Source organism: Salinisphaera sp. (assembly GCF_035690525.1).
Lineage (GTDB): Bacteria > Pseudomonadota > Gammaproteobacteria > Nevskiales > Salinisphaeraceae > Salinisphaera.
Map to the genome: position 1 here is coordinate 13,172 of NZ_DASSKM010000053.1, position 17,328 is coordinate 30,499.

Here is a 17,328-nt window from a genome sequence, read left to right on the forward strand (position 1 = left end):
CTCCGATCGGGTTCAAGATACGGGCACGGTCAGGCCGTGGCTGCATCGAGTGAGTCCACCAGCGCCATCTCGCGGCTGGTCATCATCGCCTCCACGTCGATCAGGATGAGCATGCGCTCGTCGACGCTGGCCAGGCCCTCCAGATAAGCCGTGTTCATCTGGGCGCCGAATTCCGGCGCCGGTTTGATCTGTTTGGCCGACAGACCGATCACGTCGGAGACCGAATCGACCACCACGCCGACCACGCGCTCGCCGATGTTGAGCACGATCACGACCGTTTGTTCGGTGTAGTCGGCCGTGCCCAACGCGAACTTCAGACGCAGATCCACGATCGGCACGATCTCGCCGCGCAGGTTGGTCACGCCCTTGATGAACTCGGGCACGTTGGCGATCCGGGTCACGTTGGCATAGCCGCGGATCTCCTGCACCTTGAGGATATCCACGGCGTATTCCTCGCCGCCCAGGTTGAAAACCAGGACTTCGCGCTGATCGGTGTCGGTTGCGACAATCGTGTCATTCATGGCTGACGCTCTCTGCGGGCACGGTACGGGCGGCGGGCGCGGCCCGGCCTCGATGCCGGGGGGCGGCCATTTTCGACAGCGCCGCGGCATCGAGGATGAGCGCGACGCTGCCGTCGCCGAGGATGGTGGCCGCCGACACACCGGCGACCTTACGGAAATGGGTTTCGAGGTTCTTGACCACGACCTGCTGCTGGCCGATCAGCTCATCCACGAACAAGGCAAAGCGCCTGGATTCACTGGTCACAACCACGACGATGCCGTGGTCCAGACGGCTCTCGGCATCGGTGATGCCGAACACGCTATGCAGTTCGACCAGCGGCAGATATTCGCCGCGCACCTCGACCACATGATTACCGGCGGTCACCGCGCGCACCGCGGATTCGTCGATGCGCATGGACTCCAAAATGGCGCCCAGCGCAAGAATGAATACCTCGCCGCCGGCGCGTACGGCCATGCCGTCCATAATCGCCAGCGTCAACGGCAGGATCACGCGCACGGTGGTGCCCACGCCGTGCCGCGAGCGCAGGTCGACGTGGCCGCCGAGCTGGGCGATATTGCGCTTAACGACGTCCATTCCCACGCCGCGGCCGGACACGTCGCTGACCTGCTCGGCGGTCGAGAAGCCGGGGGCGAAGATGAGCTGCCAGACATCCTCGTCGGGCATGTCGTCGGACACGGCCAGGCCGTTGCTCTTCGCCTTGGCAAGAATCCGCTCGCGCGACAACCCGGCGCCGTCGTCGCCGATGCCGATGACGACGTTGCCCCCCTCGTGATGGGCGGAAAGCGTGAGTTGCCCGGTAGCGGGCTTGCCGGCCGCGATGCGCGTCGGCCCGTCCTCGATGCCGTGGTCGAGGCTGTTGCGCACCAGGTGCGTCATCGGGTCCATGATGCGCTCGATCAGGCCCTTGTCGAGTTCGGTCGCGCCGCCCCGGGTTTCCAGATTCACATCTTTACCGAGCTTGGCGCTGAGATCGCGGACCAGGCGCGGAAAGCGATTGAAGGCGAAATCCATCGGCACCATGCGCACCGACATCACCGCCTCCTGCAGATCGCGGGCGTTGCGCGAGAGTTGGCTCATGCCTTCGGACAAAGCCTCGCCACGCTCTCGGTCCAGCTCACCGGCCGCGCGTTCGAGCATGGACTGGGTAATGACGAGCTCGCCGACCAGATTGATGATGTGATCGATCTTGTCGGTCGGCACGCGCACCGACGTGGATTCGGCGTTGCCGCTCTCGCGCCGGCGTTCGGCTCCGTTGCCGGCGCCGGCCGGGCTCGGCCGCTCGATATCGCCCGTCGCCGCGTCGGGCGCCGGCGCGGCCGCCGGGCCGGAAGCCGGTTGATCGGTATCCGGGCCCGCGGGCTCGACCGCAATCTGGGCCGGATCGAGCCGAAAGGCGAGCACGGCGGCGATGTCTTCGATCGACTGCTCGCTGATCAGGTCGAGTATGAGCGTATCGCCGTCGGCGCGCTCGCCGGTCAGTTCGCCCAGCAGATCGACCTCCTCGATCAGCCCCGCCCGATCGGCGTCGCCCACGCCGGTCAGCGTGAGCCGCAGCCGCTGCCGGCTCGGGCCGCTTTCGGCGGCCGGCGTGATTCGCACCTGCCCAGCGTCGACGATGAAGCAAAGCACGGCGATGATGTCATCATCGGAAACCGAGGTGACGAGTTTCAGCGCCAGGGTATCGGCGTCGTCGCGGCGGTCGGCTACCGTGCCGAACAGATCGAGCTCCCCGGCCAGCGCGTCGGCCTCACCGGGGCGCAGCCCCGTGATACACACATCGAGCCGGCGCTCGGCATGATCGCCTGCGGTCGCGGCGGCCGGCGCGGCTGGCTCAGCCGCGGGCGTCGCCGGCGCGGCCTCGTCTTCGGCAAGCCGTTGCAGTACGCGGCAGATGCGATCGGCGGCTTCGGCGTCCGGCGCAACCCCTTCGCGATAGGATTCGACCTGACCTTTGAGCACGTCGCCGGCCTCCAACAGGATGTCGACCGCGGCCCGGTCCAGCGCGAGTTCGCCGTTACGGGCGCGATCGAGCAGATTCTCCATGCGGTGCGTGGTGTTCTGTAGCGCTTCGAAGCCGAATGTGCCGGCGCCGCCCTTGATCGAGTGGGCCGCGCGAAAGATGGCGTCCAGCGCCTCGCGCTCCGGGGCGTTGGTGTCCAGCTCGATGAGCAGGCGCTCCATGTCTTCGAGCAGTTCGGTCGCCTCCTCGAAAAAGGTGTCGTAGAAATCGCTGACGTCCATGCCGTTCGTTGCTCTCGTCGCGCTGTGCCCAAGGCCGGCGTCGCGTCCGGCTACCCTGATATATCGTTCGGAACGCGCGGAACTTTAGGCACCCAGCCCAGCATCGCGCCAAGATTCATGTCCTCCGGAACATACGCCGAGGCCGAGAGAGGCCGCGAGCCGATGGTCACGGTGCGGGTCTCGATGCTGCGGCCCGAGGTCTCGATGCGCCGCTGGGCGCGATCGTTGAGCACCAGAATGCTGATGCGGCGGTTGAGCGGCGAACCGGGCCGGTCGCCCTGGATGTGCTGGGTATCGGCCGCACCGATCACGCGCAGCAGCTTGTCCGGCGCCATGCCGCCGGCCACCAGCGCGCGGCGCGCGGCGTTGGCCCGGTCGGCCGACAGCTCCCAATTACCGTAAGCGTCGGGGCCCGAGGCATAGGGCAGATCGTCGGTATGGCCGGTGAGCGTGATCTTGTTGTCCACCGTGGACAGAATCGGCGCGATGCGCTCGATCAGCTGCTCGATATCGGGCTCGAGGCGGGCGCTGCCGATCTTGAACATCGGTCGTCGCTTGGAATCGAAGATCTGGATGCGCAGCCCGTCCGGCACCATCTGGATCTTGATCTGGGACGACATGCGATTGAGCTTCGGGTCCTGCTCGATCTGGGCCTGCAGCCGCGCGCGCAGGCGTTCCAGGCGCCGGTTGTCATGGTAGTTGGTCGCGCGCGGCGTGGTCAGCGCCACCTCGCCTTCCGAATGCACGCGGTCGTCGCCGCCGCCGGGGATGGCGCTGTTGCTGGCCGAGGGCCGGTCGCCGCCGACCAGCGCGACCTTGAGCGGCGTACGGAAATACTCGCTGACGTTCTTGAGTTCCGACTCGCTCAAACCCGACAACAGCCACATGACCAGAAAGAACGCCATCAGCGCGGTCATGAAATCGGCGTAGGCGATTTTCCAGGTGCCGTGCGACGCATGACGCTGGTGGCGCTTGCGCCGGATGACGATCGGCCGGCGCGCGTTATCGTCGCTCACGAGTCCTCCCGGGCGCCCCCGGCACGCACTTCGCGCACGTGGTTCTCCAGTTCCGAAAAGGCCGGGCGCTCGGCCGAGAATAGCGCCTTACGGCCGAACTCGATCGCCAGCGGCGGCGCATAGCCGTTCAGATGCGCCAGCAGCGTGACCTTGATGGTTTGGAGTATCTTGACCACGTCGTCGATCTGGGTCCGCACCCTGGAGGCCAGCGGCGAAACGAAACCGTAGGCCAACAGGATGCCGAGGAACGTGCCCACCATGGCATGCGCGACCAGCGGCCCGACGCCCGCCGGTTCCAGCGACGCCGAACCCAGCGCATGCACCACTCCCATGACCGCCGCCACGATGCCGAACGCCGGCAGGGCGTCGCCCATGGCCGAAAGTCCGATCGCGGGCACTTCGGCCTCTTGCTGGAAGGTCTCGATCTCGTGATCCATCAGGGCCTCGATCTCGAACGCGTCCATATTGCCGCTGATCATCAGGCGCAGATAATCGGTGATGAAATTCATGATCATCGGATCGGCCAGCAGGGTCGGGTAGCTAGCGAACAGCGCGCTCTCGGCCGGGTTTTCGATTTCGGCCTCGAGCGCCATCATGCCCTGCTGACGCGCCTTGGCCATAAGCAGGTAGAGCAGCGTCATCAAATCCAGGCAGGTCGCCTTACGGTAGCGGTGCCCGCGCAGCAGCTTGGGAAATACGCGGATCATCGCGGACACGCCCTTGCCGTTGGTCGAGGCCAGGAACGCGCCGATGCCGGCGCCGAAGATGATCATGAACTCGGCCGGCTGATAGAGCACGCCCATGTAGCCGCCGAGCAGGACATAGCCGCCCAAAACGGACATGAGGACAACGATATAGCCAGCGACAACAAGCACTTGCAGAACCCTTGGCGATCGGCACGACCGCGTTGAACGACTATGATGGCGTAGAGCGTTTAACGGCCGATCGGGGGTGAACTTGAATGCGGGGCCCGCTTGAAAACGCGCCGGAGCGACTCGATTGACCCATCGTTGCAGGCAAACGCCGGCGGCGGAACAAGCCCCGCCTGCCCATAGCATCGAGACCGCCCGATCCACCTTTGACGGCGCGCATGCCCCGTGCGCCGGCCAAACGCAATACCCCTAATGCGTCATCCGGGCGGCAGCCTTCTTCTTGCGTGTCTTGCCGGCTCTGGAGGGCGGCTGGCAGATACCGCACACGAAGTCGCGGTCCAGGCTCAGCGCATGATTGACGAAGCTGCCATGACAACGCTGGCAGGTCGATAGCGTCATCATGTCGCTTTCGAAGAACCGCACCAGCATCCAGGCGCGGGTCAAACCAAGTACCGGCTTGCCGTCGTCGCCGAGCGGCACTTGATCCAGATACAGACGATAAGCGCTGACTACGGATTGCATGCGGTCGCGGTTCGGGTGCGCCGCCAGCGACAGGTAGACGTTGTAAAACAACGACGAATGGATATTCGGCAGCCAGGTCACGTACCAGTCGGTCGAGAACGGCAGCATGCCCTTGGGCGGCGACTCGCCGTGGATCTCCTTGTACAGATTGATCAGCCGGCGCCGGCTGATGCCTGTTTCGGTCTGCAGCACCTGCAACCGTGCGCCGAGCTGGATCATTTCGATCGCCAGACTGATCTGGCGTCCTTCGTCGATGACGCTCTTTTCGGTCATGTCGTCCCCTACGCGATCGGCGAGCCGAACCGATCAGCCGTGTCGTCCATCGGCCCCCCGATGCTCTTTGCGTGTGTCGCCTTCCTCTGCGCGATCGGCGGCACGTCGCGGACCCTGGCGGCGATCCTCGGCGCCGCGACGCTCGTCTTGACGGCGTTCCTCGACCCGGCGCTCGACGCCGTCGGGCGGCCCCTGGTCGTGAATGCGACGATCGCCCTGGCGGCGTTCACCCTGACGCCGTTCGCTCTGACGACGATCGTTGGCGGCGCGGCGCTCGTTGCTGCCGAGCAGGATCGCCGCGTGCACCTGTCGCATCCGGTCGTCACTGTTGGCCCGCACCAGCGAATGCAGTTGATCGGCGTCCTGTAGCGAAAAATGACACAGCAACTGATTGCAGCGTGCCAGACGCACCAGTTCCGACACCGGAATACGGCTAAGCAGATCCGCCATTTCATCGTCGATCTTCAGGCGAAACATGGCCGCCTCGCGATCGGTGTTGATCAGACGCTGCATCAGCAGCAGGTACGACAGATTGACCTCGCGGATATCGTCGAGCAGATGATCGGTTTCCAATTGGCACCTCGCGCTTCGGCGTCGTCTTGCCTGCCGCCATCGACAGGGGTTTCGAACGCCGCCCCCAAGCGTGAGCGATTAGGTGGCGCATCGGACGCCTCGTTCACAATTATCAACTTATTGGAAACAACCCGACAAAGTCAAAGCCGCTCATCGGATTATGTAAAAAATATTTTACTAGGGGCTATTGCCGCTTCATACGACGCCGCGCCGGCGGCCATTTTGGTGCAAGACAAGGCGCAGCGGGCGTACGGTAGTCATTCTACCGTAGCGCGCTGCAACGCAGGATTGCGCCAAAATGGCCCCGGCCCTTCGGGTTGCAGCCCCAAATCGCGCCATCCGGTGTTGCAGAGCTTGACCGCAGAATGACTGCGGTCGGCGCTCTGCGTCTTGGCTGACACGATTTGGGGCTGCAACGCGGGGCCGTATGAAGCGGCAACAGCCCCTAATATCGCGTTTTCTCGCGGCTCGCCACGGCCGCCTGCTCCAGCTCGTACACCCATGCCAACAGCTCCGCGACCGCGACATATAACGATGGCGGAATATGTGCATCCAGGTCGACCTGCGCCAAAAGTCGAACGAGTTCGGGCTCGGCATGCACCTGTAGCCCATGCTCTCTCGCGCGCGAGATGATGGCGTCCGCGATATCGCCATAGCCCTTGGCGATAACGCGCGGGGCTACGTCGTCGGTTTCGTAGCGCAGCGCAACCGCTTGGCGGCGGATGTCGCCAAGCGCCTCGCCCCCGGCTGCCTCGCCCTGATCGCCGCTCATGCGGCCGGCTCGGCCATCAGGCGTACCGAGGAACGGTCGAAACCGGCCTCGCGCAGCCGCCGGCGCAGCGTTTCCAGGTCGGCGGCGATCAACTCGCGCCCGGCGCCGCGCTCGGCCCAGGCGGCCACGCTCACACGATCGCCGGCCACCCGCAGCCGCGCCTCGAAGGCGCCGATGCCCGGCAGGTCGAGCGCCAGCGCGGTGCTCGCGGGCGCCGCGCCGTCGTTTTCCCGCGGCCTGCCGTCGGACTCCGACTCGATGGTCCAGCGCATCGGCGCCCCGCTCCAGGCTTCGCCCTGCCACTGGAAGACGCCGCTGGACAGAAGCTCGAGCTGCTGTCGAACCAGTGCCGCCAGACGCGGATCGACGATTGCAGGCGCGGCGTTTCCGGCCGCCGCCGTGTCGCCGCCCGGCGTTCCGGCGGCGCCGCTCGGAGCCGGCGTGAAAGCCAGTCGCGCCTGCGGCTCATCGGCCAACCGCGATTTGGGGAACTGGCCACGCACCCAGGCTGCGAGATGCGATTCGTAGAACAATCCGCTGGCCGTGACCTGCTGCGCGAGCAGCGCCGACAACTCGGCGGGCCGCGGCGTCATCGTATGGGCGGTCAGCGGCCGGGGCGCACTCGCCGCCGACGGTTCGCCGCGAGCCGCATTGACCCGCGCCAACAGACGCGCCAGCACGCCGCCGCCGCGCGACAGATGCAGTTCAGCCGAACGCTCGAGCGCCAAACCGCCGGCCGAACCGCCGACAAGAGCGCGCGCGATGGCGCGCGCGCTCGGCGCGTCGCTGTTCGCCGCGCCCGCCCTCGTGCCGGCGGCGCCGCGTACCCTGCCGGCACCGCTCTCGTGCCCCGGATAGGCCCGTGTCGCGTCGCGCGCCGGCGGCGACATTTCGCCGCTAACCGGGCGCAGCGCCGCCAGCGGGCCCTGCGCCGCGCGCTGGCCCACGCGGGCCACATCCCCGGCCCGCCCCAGTACCTGCGGCAGCAGGGTATCAAGAATGGGAGTGATGCTACCCACGGGCCGGGCCGCTAAGCGTGGCCCTGGTTTTCGTAGGCCTGCGCGGCGTGCTGTCGATGGCGTGAATCGGCCATGTGCCGGCTGAGTTCGGTCATGCGCCGATCCAGACACGCGCGGACCTCGCTCTCGGCGCCACGGATTTCACCGATCAGGCCGACCTTGTGATCGTTGGCGCCGGCCGAGAGCGTGACCCGCTGCTCGGCGTCCGCCAGCGCTTGCATGGCGCCCACGTAGGCGGCCTGCAGCTCGATCAGCCGGTCCCAGTCGGCGGCGCGCGCGTAGTGCTGCATCATCCGGCTGTAGTCGCGGATCGTCTCGTAGCGGGCGAGGATATCGCCGTCGGCCTCCGCCCAGGACAAAGATTGCTGTGCCATCGGTACATCCTCAGCCGATCTGTTTCCAAGCCGACGCGATATCGTCTAACAGGTTCTCCACCTCGGCGATGGCTTCGCCGTCGCCGCGCAAATTGGCCTGCATCAACCGCCGGATCATGTAGTCGTACAGGGCATCGAGCCGTTCGGCCAGCTCGCCTCCGCGTTCGATATCCAGCGCCGCCCGCAGACCGCGCTCGATGATGTCGATCGCCTTGGACAGGGCGACGCCGCGCGCCGGCACGTCGCCGGCCGATAACGCGAAACCGGCCTTGCGCAGGGCCGCCTGCGCGCCGTCGAAAAGCATGACGACCAACTGATGCGGCGACGCGCTTGTCACGCCGCTGGTCAGTCCGACGTTGGCATAGGCCTGGGCGGCTTGTCGGGTTTGCATGGGCTTCTACTCGTGACGATGCGTTATAACCGGCCGCCTCAACTCGACGACGAGGACGAGTTGAGCTGCGACAGCTGGGTGGAGAGATAGGACTGGGTGGCATTGAGGCTCGACAGCAGCGAGTCGAGCTGGACGAACTGTTTGCGATAGCGCTCGATCGTGCTGTCGATACGGTCGCTCATATCGGCGATGCGATCGTTGACGTCGTCGATGCTGTTCTGAATACCGTTGCTGGCGCTGGAGAGCAGGCCTTTATCGTCGGTCATACGGCCGATGGTGGCGGACAACATGCCGGCCACGCCGTCGTCGTCGGCGTCCTTGGCCGGATCGCCCGAGAACAGTTGGGCCACGCCGCGCGGATCGTCGGCCAGCGCCGCGTCCAGCTTCTCGTCGTCGATCTTGAGCCGGCCGACCGTGCCCTCGAGGTCAAAGGAAATACCGATATCACTGAGCAGCGACAGACTGCCGCCGGTCACCGGCGTATACAGCGTATCGCGCAACCGCGAGGCGACCGAGCGCGTGGCGCCGTCGCCGAGCAGCACGCCGCTTTTGGCGTCTTCGCCGCCGAACCGGGTCAACCGATCGTCGGTGCTTTGGTAACTGTTAAAGGCGGATACGAAATCCTCGATCGCGCCGCGGACGGCTTCCCGGTCGCGCGTGGCGGTAACCGTCGCCGGCTCGGTCGTTACGTCCTTGAGCGACAGCGTCACGCCCTGAATCGCATCGGTCACGGTGTTACTGTCGCGCGTGACGAGGATATCGTTCACCGTGAGCCGGGCATCCTGGGCGGACACGCTCTCGGTCAGGCTGCCGGCGCCGGTCGCGCTGTCGTAGTTCAACAGATCCGCCAGCGGCGTGCCGTTGGCGCCGGCGGCGTCGGTCGCCGAAATCGTGATCTGGTGATCGATGCCGCTTTCCGCGGCCGACAGCACCAGCCGATACGGTGTGTCGCTGCCGTCGTCGATGATCGAGGCCGATACGCCGGCGTCGGCGTTGTTGATGGCGTCGCGAATGTCTTCCAGCGAACTGGCCTCGGAATCGATCTCGATACTGACCGGGTCGTTGTCGCCCACGGTAAGAGAGATCGTGCCGCCCTGGCCGATAGCGGCGGTCTTGTCCGCCACCGGCGAAGCCACCAACGACTGCGCCTGGGCCAGCTGGGACACCGATACATCGTAACGGCCCGGCACGGCCCGGCCGGTGCTGGTGGCGGTGAACGCGTCCCCGGACACGCTGACGGTGGTGCTGTGATACAGGCTCGGGTCGTTGAGCTTGTCCGCCGCGGACTGCAGGTCCGTCACCGAGTTGGTCAGCACACTGTAAGCCGTCAACTGGGCGTTATAACCGGCCTTACGGTTCTGTAGCGGCACCAGCCGCTGCTGCTCGGCGGCCCGCAGGCCATCCAGCAACGAACTTAAATTAAGGCCGGAGCCCACGCCCAGCGAGGAGAATGTGGAAGTCGTGGTCATCGGCTATAACTCCTTGTGGCCTCGCGGGGCCAAGCGAAGGCGGTTCCCGGTTGCAGGCTGTATCGGCGCTGCGAAGTCGAACTTTAGAGCCGAACTTTCGTTGCTTCCGGGCACCTTTAAGAACCGTTGGTCGACAGATGCCGCGCGCCCTTCTCCGGCTGCTGGCCCGGCGGGCATTCGGTGCCGGCGCTGGACAGCGTCCTGCCATGCGCGCCGCGGCAGACATGATGACCGGCCGGCCGGCCGTCGTAGCCGCGCAGCCGGTAGCTGTCGGGCCGGTAATTATTCGGCCAGTGCTCGAGTTCCGGACGCACGCCGATACCGATTTCCGGATAGTAAGGCGCATCGGGACCGATCCCGCCGGGCCACGGCCGGTGCGGCCGATGGGCATCCGGGGTATGCGGCCCGTGCGCGCCCGCGATACCCACGCCGGCCGCGATCAGCAGCATGGCGGCGGCGAAACACAGGCCGCGCCGGAGGCGAATGCACGGGTTGTTGTCGTCGGTTTGCATCACAGCGTCTATCGGCGCCGCCGCCGGCGGCTTGAGCCCCGGCGCGCTCATTTGTCGTCACCCGCTTGTCCGCGAGCCCGGCGCGCCCGCCATGCCGCCAGCGACTCCCAGCGCCGAAACCGGCCGCGGGGCGCTTGGAGCCTGGCCGCCTCGGCGTGCAAAGCGTTTAACCGGCGTAGCGTCGACCGGGCCACGGCGATACGCCGCGAAAGCGGCCGGTAACGTCGGGCCAGCGCCGCGGTCGCGACCGCCAGCCCGAGCCATAGCAGAAAAACGGCCGTGGCCATGATCAAGAGCCGCTGGGATGAAACACCTGCACCTCGGCGGCCACGCCGCGCTCGGTCAGGATTTGCTTCATCTGCGCGGCGGCCTCGTCGTAGACACGCCGCCGGATCAGGCGCGGCGCCAGCCCGGTCAACGCGCGCGCCCAGCGCGAATGTTGACGCGCCAGCGCTATCGGCTGGGTGAGTTCGAGCACGATCCGGCTGCCGCCGATTTCGGCCATCAGACTTTCGAACTCGCGATCCTCGCTCTCCAGCTCGCGGCCCAGCCGCGCGATCTCGGCCTCGATCGCGCGCAGCCGCCGGCTGGCCTGCGCGAGTTGCACGGCCAAAAACGCGATCGCGCCGAAGGCGACGAGCATCAGACCCGCGAGCCAGATCATGTGCCTCATCCGACCTGGTCAATGAACAATCGCAGTGTGCGGCGCGCACCGGGAAGGCGCAAGCGTTCGCCAGCCCCGGCCGCGACACCTACACTTCGACCAGACACTCCTTCAGGATTTGTGCATGACCGCCCTCGATCCGTTGGCCGGGCGCCGCATCGGTATTCCCGAATCGCGCCAGCTCGATTTGTTCGCCGACATGCTGGAACGCCGGGGCGCGACGGTGGCGCGCTGTCCGCTGGTCGATATTCGGGCCGCACCCGATCCGGCGCCGGTCCGCGCCTGGGTGGACGATATCGCCACGCACGGGCTGGACGCCATGATCTGGCTGACCGGCGAGGGCGTGCGCCGGCTGCGATCGTTTACCGCCGACGATCCGCCCGGCGATCGCGAACGCTTCTGGCGGGCCCTGGGCGCGGCGCGCACGATTACCCGCGGGCCGAAGCCGGTACGCGAACTCAAAGCCGACGGCATCGATACCGACCTGCCGGCCGCCACCCCGACCACCGCCGGCGTGATCGCGGCGCTGTCGGACATCGATCTGGCCGGCCACCGGGTCGGCGTACAGCTCTACGGCACCGATCCCAATACGCCGCTCATGGAGGCGCTCGCCGAACACGGCGCCACCGCCATTCCGGTCGCGCCCTATGTCTATGCCGATCAGGCCGAGAATGCGGCGGTCGAAACCTTCATCCGCGCGATCGTCGCCGGCGAGCTCGACGCCGTGGCTTTCACCAGTTCGCCGCAGGTCCGGCGACTGTTCAAGGTTGCCGGGCGCGGGCAACGTTCGCGGCAATTGACCGAAGCGCTGCAGGATCGCTGCGTGGCGGCCGTCGGGCCTCTGGTTGCCGACGCGCTCTGCGCGCACGAGGTCCGCGTCGATCTGATGCCCGAATCCAGTTACTTCATGAAACCGCTGGTCCGGCTCCTTTCGGCCTATTTCGCCGAGCGCGCGCCGGGCGCCCAGATTTAAGAACAGGCTTTAAGCCACATCGAACCGAGGAGTCGTCATGGCGCGTTCCGTATCCGCCCTGTCGCTGGCCACCGGCTTGACCGCGCTGGCGGTGGTGCCGTTCGCCGTCGGCGTGTATTACGCCTTCGCCCATTCCGGCGATAACGCCGCCCGTGCGCTGCACTGGCTGCTGGTTTATCTGGCGACCATCGTATCGTTCATCGGCGGCGTGCAGTGGGGCCGCATGCTGGCGGCGAAACAGGCGCCACCACAGGATATGGCGCTGGCCGTGGTGCCGGCGCTGATCGCCTGGCCGGCGTTGCTGATGAGCGGGCCGTGGCCGTTCTTCATGCTGCTGGGCGCGCTGATCATCGCCTGGCTCGCCGACGAGAACGGCGCGCGCAACGGCTGGCAGGGGCGCGGTTTTCTCCAGGTGCGCCGCGTCATCACGCTGATCGTCGCCGCCTGCGTGATCGCGATCGGCTGGCGCGTGTTACGCGGCTGACGTCCATAGGCCGGCTGCCGTCATCGAGAATCCAACCGGAGGACAGCGGAAGATGGCTTGATGCAACCCCACCCCAGGGATAGGATAATACAATGAACGAACACGAATCCCACCCGCGAATCATCAACCGGCTGAAACGAGCACACGGGCATCTTGCCCGCGTGATCGCGATGCTTGAGGCCGAACAGGGTTGTCTCGAAATCGCGCAACAGCTCAGCGCGGTCGAAAAAGCGATCACCAACGCCAAGCGGACGCTCGTTCACGACCACATCGACCACTGTTTCGACGTTGACCTGTTCCGAAAAGACCGCGCCCAGGCACGCGCGCTAATGGAAGAATTCAAGTCGATCACCCGATACCTGTGAACAATCGCATAACAAAAGCGGCGCTGGCCTGGCTCGGATTCGGCGATGAACACGACCGTCATGGCCACCACCATCATGATGGGCACGACCACGACGGCGGGCACGGCCATACCCACGGGGTGATCGATCCGAGCCTGACGACCACCGAACACGGTATTTGGGCGATCAAATGGTCGTTTATCATTCTGGCGCTCACCGCGATCGCCCAGCTCGTCATTGCGCTCTGGTCGGGCAGCGTGGCGTTGCTCGCCGATACCATTCACAACGTCGGCGACGCCGCGACGGCGATTCCGTTGTGGATCGCTTTTCGGCTGGCGCGGTGGCCAACGAATCGGCGATTCACCTACGGCTATGGCCGCGTCGAGGATTTGGCCGGCGTGATGGTCGTATTGATCATCCTGTTCAGCGCTTTGTTCGCCGGCTACGAAGCGATCCAGCGTTTTCTGCATCCGCAGGCCATAGGTCAGGTCGGCTGGGTCGCGTTGGCCGGCGTGCTCGGCTTCATCGGCAATGAAGTCGTGGCGGTGTTCCGTATTCGCGTGGGGCGTCGGATGAACAGCGCGGCGCTGATCGCCGACGGCTACCACGCCAGAACGGACGGCCTAACCAGTCTGGCGGTCGTGATCGGGGCGCTCGGCGTTTGGCTGGGCTTTCCGTTGGCCGACCCCGTCATCGGGCTGCTGATCACGCTGGCTATTTTCGGCATCGTCTGGCAATCGACGCGCGCGGCGTTCACCCGGCTTCTCGATGGTGTCGAGCCTGATGTTATCGACGAGATCGAGCACGCGGCCGGCCACGTCGACCATGTACAGCGAATCGACGACGTTCGCGCGCGCTGGCTAGGCCATAAACTGGCGGTGGAACTCAGGGTCGGTTTGGAGCCGAACTTGTCCGTTGCCCAGGCGGGCGAAGTCACGAGCGCTATCCGTAAGACCCTGACCGACCATCTGCCGGCGCTGGATACCACCCGCATCGAAATCGCTCCGGATCGCATCTGACCGACGCGTGGGCTGACGCCGGTCAGGCCCCGATCAAGCTCTGGCCACAGACCCGCAACACGTTGCCGGAGATACCGCCCGCGCCCGGTGTGCACAGGAAGGTGATTGCTTCGGCCACGTCGCCGGGGGTGCCGCCCTGGCCGAGCGAGGCCAGGCGGCGGCCGGCCTCGCGCAGGCTAAACGGCATCTCGGCGGTCATACGGGTTTCGATAAAGCCGGGGGCGACCGCGTTGACGGTCACGCCGCGCTCGCGCTGGGTGTTGGCGCGATGCTCGACGAAGCCGATCAACCCGGCCTTGGTGGCGCCGTAGTTGGTCTGGCCGCGGTTGCCGGCGATACCGCCGATCGAGCACAAGCAAACCACACGGCCGTGCTCGTTGATAACCTTTTCGTCGGTCAACACGGCGTCGATCGCGAGAATGGCGTCCAAATTGATCGCGAGCACCATGTCCCAGTAGTGCTCGGGCATGTTGGCGAGCGTCTTGTCGCGGGTCACGCCGGCGTTGTGGATGACGATATCCACGCCGCCGAATTTATCGTTGAAAAAATCGGCGATCCGGCGCGGCGCGGCCTCGTCGGTGATATCCAGCGCCAAGGCGGTGCCGCCGAACCCGCCGACGGTCTCCTCCAGCGTGTCCTTATCCTGCGGAATATCCAGGCAGACCACGTGCGCGCCTTCCGACGCCAGACGAGCGGCGGTGGCCGCGCCGATGCCGCGCGCGCCGCCGGTGACCAGCGCGGTCTTGCCGGCCAGCGGCTGGGTTTCGGGCGGCTCGGCCGGGAAGAGACCGGCGGCGGTCACGGTGAGCGCCTGGCCGTCCACGAAGGCGCTGTGACCGGAGAGGAAGAACCGCAGCGGCGCGGCGATGCGCTGCTCGGCGCCCGGTTCGATATAAAGCAGATTGACCGTGGAGCCGAACTTGCCGATCTCCTTGGCCAGCGAGCGCGTGAAACCTTCGACCGCACGCGCCGCGGCGGCCGCCGCGACCGTGTTCATGGACGCGGGGCGGCCGGTCAGCACCACCACGCGGGCGTTTTTGGTCAGCTTGGGCGCCACCGGGTGGAAGAATTCGTATAGCGCCTTGAGATCGGCGGCCCCGGCCATGTTCGTGGCGTCGAACACCAGCGCGTCGTAAATATCGTCGTCGCCTGGCCGCGGCACATCGGCGCTATCGACCCGCGCGCCGGTGGTTTCCAGCGCGCGGCCTACGATTTCGCGCGCGCTCGCGCCGCCGGCGGCGCCGAACAGCACCCGCCGGTGCTCCAGAAAAGCCTGCCGATACACGCCTTCGGCCCGCGCCAACTCGACCGGCGTCGGGGCGCCCAGAGCCTGCATGATCTTGCGCAAGGCCGGCTTCGAGGCGGCGTTGACCAGATAATCGCTCATGAATGATCGTCCGTGCTAACTAAGAATTGTGAATGAAATCGCACCGTTTCGCGGCTCACTCACCTATCGGCGCGCCGGCAGCGATGATTGAGCACGCCCAGACTGCGCAGCAGCGTGACCAGATGACCGCCGAGAATGGCCTTGCCGGTGGTCATCAGCGCGGCCGAGATGCCGCGTGCCGGATCGGCCCAGCCGAGAATGTTCATGAAACCGAGATGGCCGTAGGCGGAACCGCACATCGGGCCGTACATCCCGATTGGATTCATGCCGAGCATGAGCCCTTCGGTGTAGCGCATGGGCACTTTCAACGTACGATCGATGATCTGGGAGGACGCCGGCTTGACGACGCGGGCCAGCGTGGCCGGCTCGAACAGGCGCTGCCCCCGATAGACGCCGCCGTCGAGCAGCATCTGGTAGAAACGCGACAACTCCTCGGCGGTGGCATACAGATTGCCGGCCGGAATTACCGCGTCCATGAAGAAATCGCGGTTGGAAACAGCGACCACTTCCTCGAACGGCACCGACAACGCCCGCCTCGCCCAGCGCGAGACGGGCCAGCGCACCGGCTGACCGGCGACATGGTTTTCGGCCGCCCGCGAGCGCGAGCGGCCATCCAGGCCATAGGTGAAATAGCGCATGCCCAGCGGCTTGCGCAGCGTGGTATCGAGATAATCGGTAAGCGGCGCGCCGGTGACCCGCCGGATCACCTCGCCGAGGATGAAGCCGCCGGTGAAAGAGTGGTAGGCCAGATGCCGACCGCCGGCCTCGGCCGGCATGGCGCAAATGCGCGCCACGCAGGCTTCCCAGTCGGCCAGCATTTCGGGACCGTAATCATCCGCGGTGAAATGGGGGAAACCGCCCTGATGCGACAGCACTTGGCTGATTGTGGTGCGCGACTTGCCCTCGCCGGAGAACGCCGGCAGATAGCGCGAAACCGGCGCGTCCAGATCGATACCGCCCTCCTCGGCCAGCTTATGCGTGAGCAGCGCGACGACCGCCTTGCTGGCCGAGAACAGACACACCGGCGTATCCGGTTGGGCCAGGCGGGCGTCGGACGCGAGCGGCCGTTCCGGCGTCAACCCGCGCGCATAGCCGATCGAACGGTTGAGCACGATCGCCCCGTGCCGGCGCAGACAGAAAGTCACCGCCGGATGGATGCGGGTGGCGAACAGGTCGCGGATCATCGCGTTACCGATGGCCTCGACGTCGGCCGCCGACAGGCCGGCCTCGTGCGGCGCGCGCTCGGCTTTACGGTCGATCCGAACGAGATCCGCCGGATCCTCTTCGATCGCGATCCGGCGGGTGCCGGGCAACGTGAGGCTCACGAGGGTTTACGCCGGACGACCGCTTGATCTTCCGCGCGCCACGCGGCCTCGGAATACGGACAATCGATATCGCGGTAAAAGGGATCGTTTTCGTTGCGGCCGATATAAATGTCGTAACTCATGCGTTTGTCGAAGGCCGAATTCAGGTGCATACCCCATCATGGCGCAAAGACGCTGGCGCGTGCATCGGCCGAATCCCGGAAGCGCTCCAAATGGCGCTAGCCGCGAGCGCGCCGATGAAGACGGCCGGGGATATTCCACGATACGACGAGGTCCAATACCGAACAGGCGCGGTAAATTTGTGAAGAACCCTTTTCAAAAATCCTAATTTTCAGATAATACCAATCCAACGACCGTCGTCAAGCAGACCCGCCCGTGACCGATCTCACCCACAAAAACACGTCCCCGACCCGAGGCCGTAAACGCGGTTATCGGGGGCTTTCCGCCGAAGAACTGCGTCGCCAGCGCCACCAGCGGCTGATCGCCGCCGGCACCGCGCTGTTCGGCGAACGCGGTTACGCCGCCACGCCGATCGAGGCCGTATGCAGCCAGGCCAAGGTCTCGACCCGGCATTTC

General features: G+C 66.0%; 22 protein-coding genes. 5 read left to right on the top strand and 17 right to left on the bottom strand.

Features of this window, described 5'->3' with window-relative positions; translation table 11 throughout:
• Window positions 1-29 precede the first annotated feature (29 nt).
• The 14 genes from VFJ08_RS04075 to VFJ08_RS04140 all read right to left on the bottom strand — a co-directional run bounded on the left by VFJ08_RS04075 (window position 30) and on the right by VFJ08_RS04140 (window position 11,220).
• Window positions 30-521: a chemotaxis protein CheW gene (locus tag VFJ08_RS04075; RefSeq protein ID WP_324995443.1), complete on the bottom strand. Its 492-nt coding sequence runs from the start codon at window positions 519-521 to the stop codon at window positions 30-32.
• Complete coding sequence (locus tag VFJ08_RS04080; RefSeq protein ID WP_324995445.1) at window positions 514-2,763, bottom strand: chemotaxis protein CheW; 2,250 nt, start codon at window positions 2,761-2,763, stop codon at window positions 514-516. The genes VFJ08_RS04075 and VFJ08_RS04080 overlap by 8 nt, the downstream gene beginning before the upstream one ends.
• 50 nt (window positions 2,764-2,813) lie before the next feature.
• Window positions 2,814-3,779, bottom strand: a complete 966-nt coding sequence (gene motB, locus VFJ08_RS04085) for a flagellar motor protein MotB (RefSeq protein ID WP_324995447.1) — start codon at window positions 3,777-3,779, stop codon at window positions 2,814-2,816.
• Window positions 3,776-4,654 carry a flagellar motor stator protein MotA gene (motA, locus tag VFJ08_RS04090; RefSeq protein WP_324995450.1) on the bottom strand — a complete coding sequence of 293 codons (879 nt, stop codon included), beginning with the start codon at window positions 4,652-4,654 and terminating at the stop codon, window positions 3,776-3,778. Before motA ends, motB begins: the two co-directional genes overlap by 4 nt.
• Window positions 4,655-4,900: 246 nt before the next feature.
• Window positions 4,901-5,446, bottom strand: coding sequence for a flagellar transcriptional regulator FlhC (gene flhC, locus VFJ08_RS04095; protein WP_324995452.1), 546 nt, complete (start codon window positions 5,444-5,446; stop codon window positions 4,901-4,903).
• Window positions 5,447-5,479: 33 nt separating this feature from the next.
• Window positions 5,480-6,019: a flagellar transcriptional regulator FlhD gene (flhD, locus tag VFJ08_RS04100; protein WP_324995454.1), complete on the bottom strand. Its 540-nt coding sequence runs from the start codon at window positions 6,017-6,019 to the stop codon at window positions 5,480-5,482.
• Window positions 6,020-6,464: 445 nt separating this feature from the next.
• On the bottom strand, window positions 6,465-6,791 hold the full coding sequence (locus VFJ08_RS04105; protein ID WP_324995456.1) for an EscU/YscU/HrcU family type III secretion system export apparatus switch protein: 327 nt from the start codon (window positions 6,789-6,791) through the stop codon (window positions 6,465-6,467).
• Window positions 6,788-7,810, bottom strand: a complete 1,023-nt coding sequence (locus VFJ08_RS04110) for a flagellar hook-length control protein FliK (protein ID WP_324995458.1) — start codon at window positions 7,808-7,810, stop codon at window positions 6,788-6,790. The genes VFJ08_RS04105 and VFJ08_RS04110 overlap by 4 nt, the downstream gene beginning before the upstream one ends.
• Window positions 7,811-7,821: 11 nt before the next feature.
• Window positions 7,822-8,184 (bottom strand): flagellar protein FliT, encoded by a 363-nt coding sequence (locus tag VFJ08_RS04115; RefSeq protein WP_324995460.1) that lies wholly within the window; start codon window positions 8,182-8,184, stop codon window positions 7,822-7,824.
• A 10-nt stretch (window positions 8,185-8,194) separates the two neighbouring features.
• On the bottom strand, window positions 8,195-8,575 hold the full coding sequence (fliS, locus tag VFJ08_RS04120; protein ID WP_324995461.1) for a flagellar export chaperone FliS: 381 nt from the start codon (window positions 8,573-8,575) through the stop codon (window positions 8,195-8,197).
• A gap of 38 nt (window positions 8,576-8,613) precedes the next feature.
• Window positions 8,614-10,044, bottom strand: coding sequence for a flagellar filament capping protein FliD (fliD, locus tag VFJ08_RS04125; protein ID WP_324995463.1), 1,431 nt, complete (start codon window positions 10,042-10,044; stop codon window positions 8,614-8,616).
• Between the two features lie 116 nt (window positions 10,045-10,160).
• Entirely contained in the window at window positions 10,161-10,607 is a 447-nt protein-coding gene (locus tag VFJ08_RS04130; protein WP_324995466.1) for a hypothetical protein, read from the bottom strand.
• Window positions 10,604-10,843, bottom strand: a complete 240-nt coding sequence (locus tag VFJ08_RS04135; protein WP_324995467.1) for a hypothetical protein — start codon at window positions 10,841-10,843, stop codon at window positions 10,604-10,606. The genes VFJ08_RS04130 and VFJ08_RS04135 overlap by 4 nt, the downstream gene beginning before the upstream one ends.
• Before the next feature lie 2 nt (window positions 10,844-10,845).
• Entirely contained in the window at window positions 10,846-11,220 is a 375-nt protein-coding gene (locus VFJ08_RS04140) for a hypothetical protein (protein WP_324995469.1), read from the bottom strand.
• Between the two features lie 124 nt (window positions 11,221-11,344).
• Here VFJ08_RS04140 and VFJ08_RS04145 point away from each other — a divergent pair, with 124 nt between their 5' ends.
• The 4 genes from VFJ08_RS04145 (at window position 11,345) to VFJ08_RS04160 (ending at window position 14,040) form a co-directional block, all read left to right on the top strand.
• Window positions 11,345-12,193 (top strand): uroporphyrinogen-III synthase, encoded by an 849-nt coding sequence (locus VFJ08_RS04145; protein WP_324995471.1) that lies wholly within the window; start codon window positions 11,345-11,347, stop codon window positions 12,191-12,193.
• 37 nt (window positions 12,194-12,230) lie between these two features.
• Window positions 12,231-12,677, top strand: a complete 447-nt coding sequence (locus VFJ08_RS04150; RefSeq protein ID WP_324995473.1) for a DUF3429 domain-containing protein — start codon at window positions 12,231-12,233, stop codon at window positions 12,675-12,677.
• Window positions 12,678-12,769: 92 nt separating this feature from the next.
• Window positions 12,770-13,042, top strand: coding sequence for a metal-sensing transcriptional repressor (locus VFJ08_RS04155; RefSeq protein ID WP_324995475.1), 273 nt, complete (start codon window positions 12,770-12,772; stop codon window positions 13,040-13,042).
• Window positions 13,039-14,040 carry a cation diffusion facilitator family transporter gene (locus tag VFJ08_RS04160; RefSeq protein ID WP_324995477.1) on the top strand — a complete coding sequence of 334 codons (1,002 nt, stop codon included), beginning with the start codon at window positions 13,039-13,041 and terminating at the stop codon, window positions 14,038-14,040. The genes VFJ08_RS04155 and VFJ08_RS04160 overlap by 4 nt, the downstream gene beginning before the upstream one ends.
• Before the next feature lie 22 nt (window positions 14,041-14,062).
• Here the strand turns inward: VFJ08_RS04160 and VFJ08_RS04165 are convergent, their stop codons facing one another.
• The 3 genes from VFJ08_RS04165 to VFJ08_RS04175 are packed head-to-tail and all read right to left on the bottom strand — an operon-like array spanning window position 14,063 to window position 16,904.
• Window positions 14,063-15,427, bottom strand: coding sequence for a 3-oxoacyl-ACP reductase (locus VFJ08_RS04165; RefSeq protein ID WP_324995479.1), 1,365 nt, complete (start codon window positions 15,425-15,427; stop codon window positions 14,063-14,065).
• A gap of 59 nt (window positions 15,428-15,486) precedes the next feature.
• On the bottom strand, window positions 15,487-16,752 hold the full coding sequence (locus VFJ08_RS04170) for a serine hydrolase domain-containing protein (protein ID WP_324995481.1): 1,266 nt from the start codon (window positions 16,750-16,752) through the stop codon (window positions 15,487-15,489).
• Window positions 16,749-16,904 carry a hypothetical protein gene (locus tag VFJ08_RS04175; RefSeq protein WP_324995483.1) on the bottom strand — a complete coding sequence of 52 codons (156 nt, stop codon included), beginning with the start codon at window positions 16,902-16,904 and terminating at the stop codon, window positions 16,749-16,751. Before VFJ08_RS04175 ends, VFJ08_RS04170 begins: the two co-directional genes overlap by 4 nt.
• Window positions 16,905-17,127: 223 nt before the next feature.
• On the opposite strand from VFJ08_RS04175, the gene VFJ08_RS04180 reads away from it, so the two are divergent.
• The coding region (locus VFJ08_RS04180; RefSeq protein WP_324995485.1) for a TetR family transcriptional regulator at window positions 17,128-17,328 on the top strand (201 nt) is incomplete at its 3' end.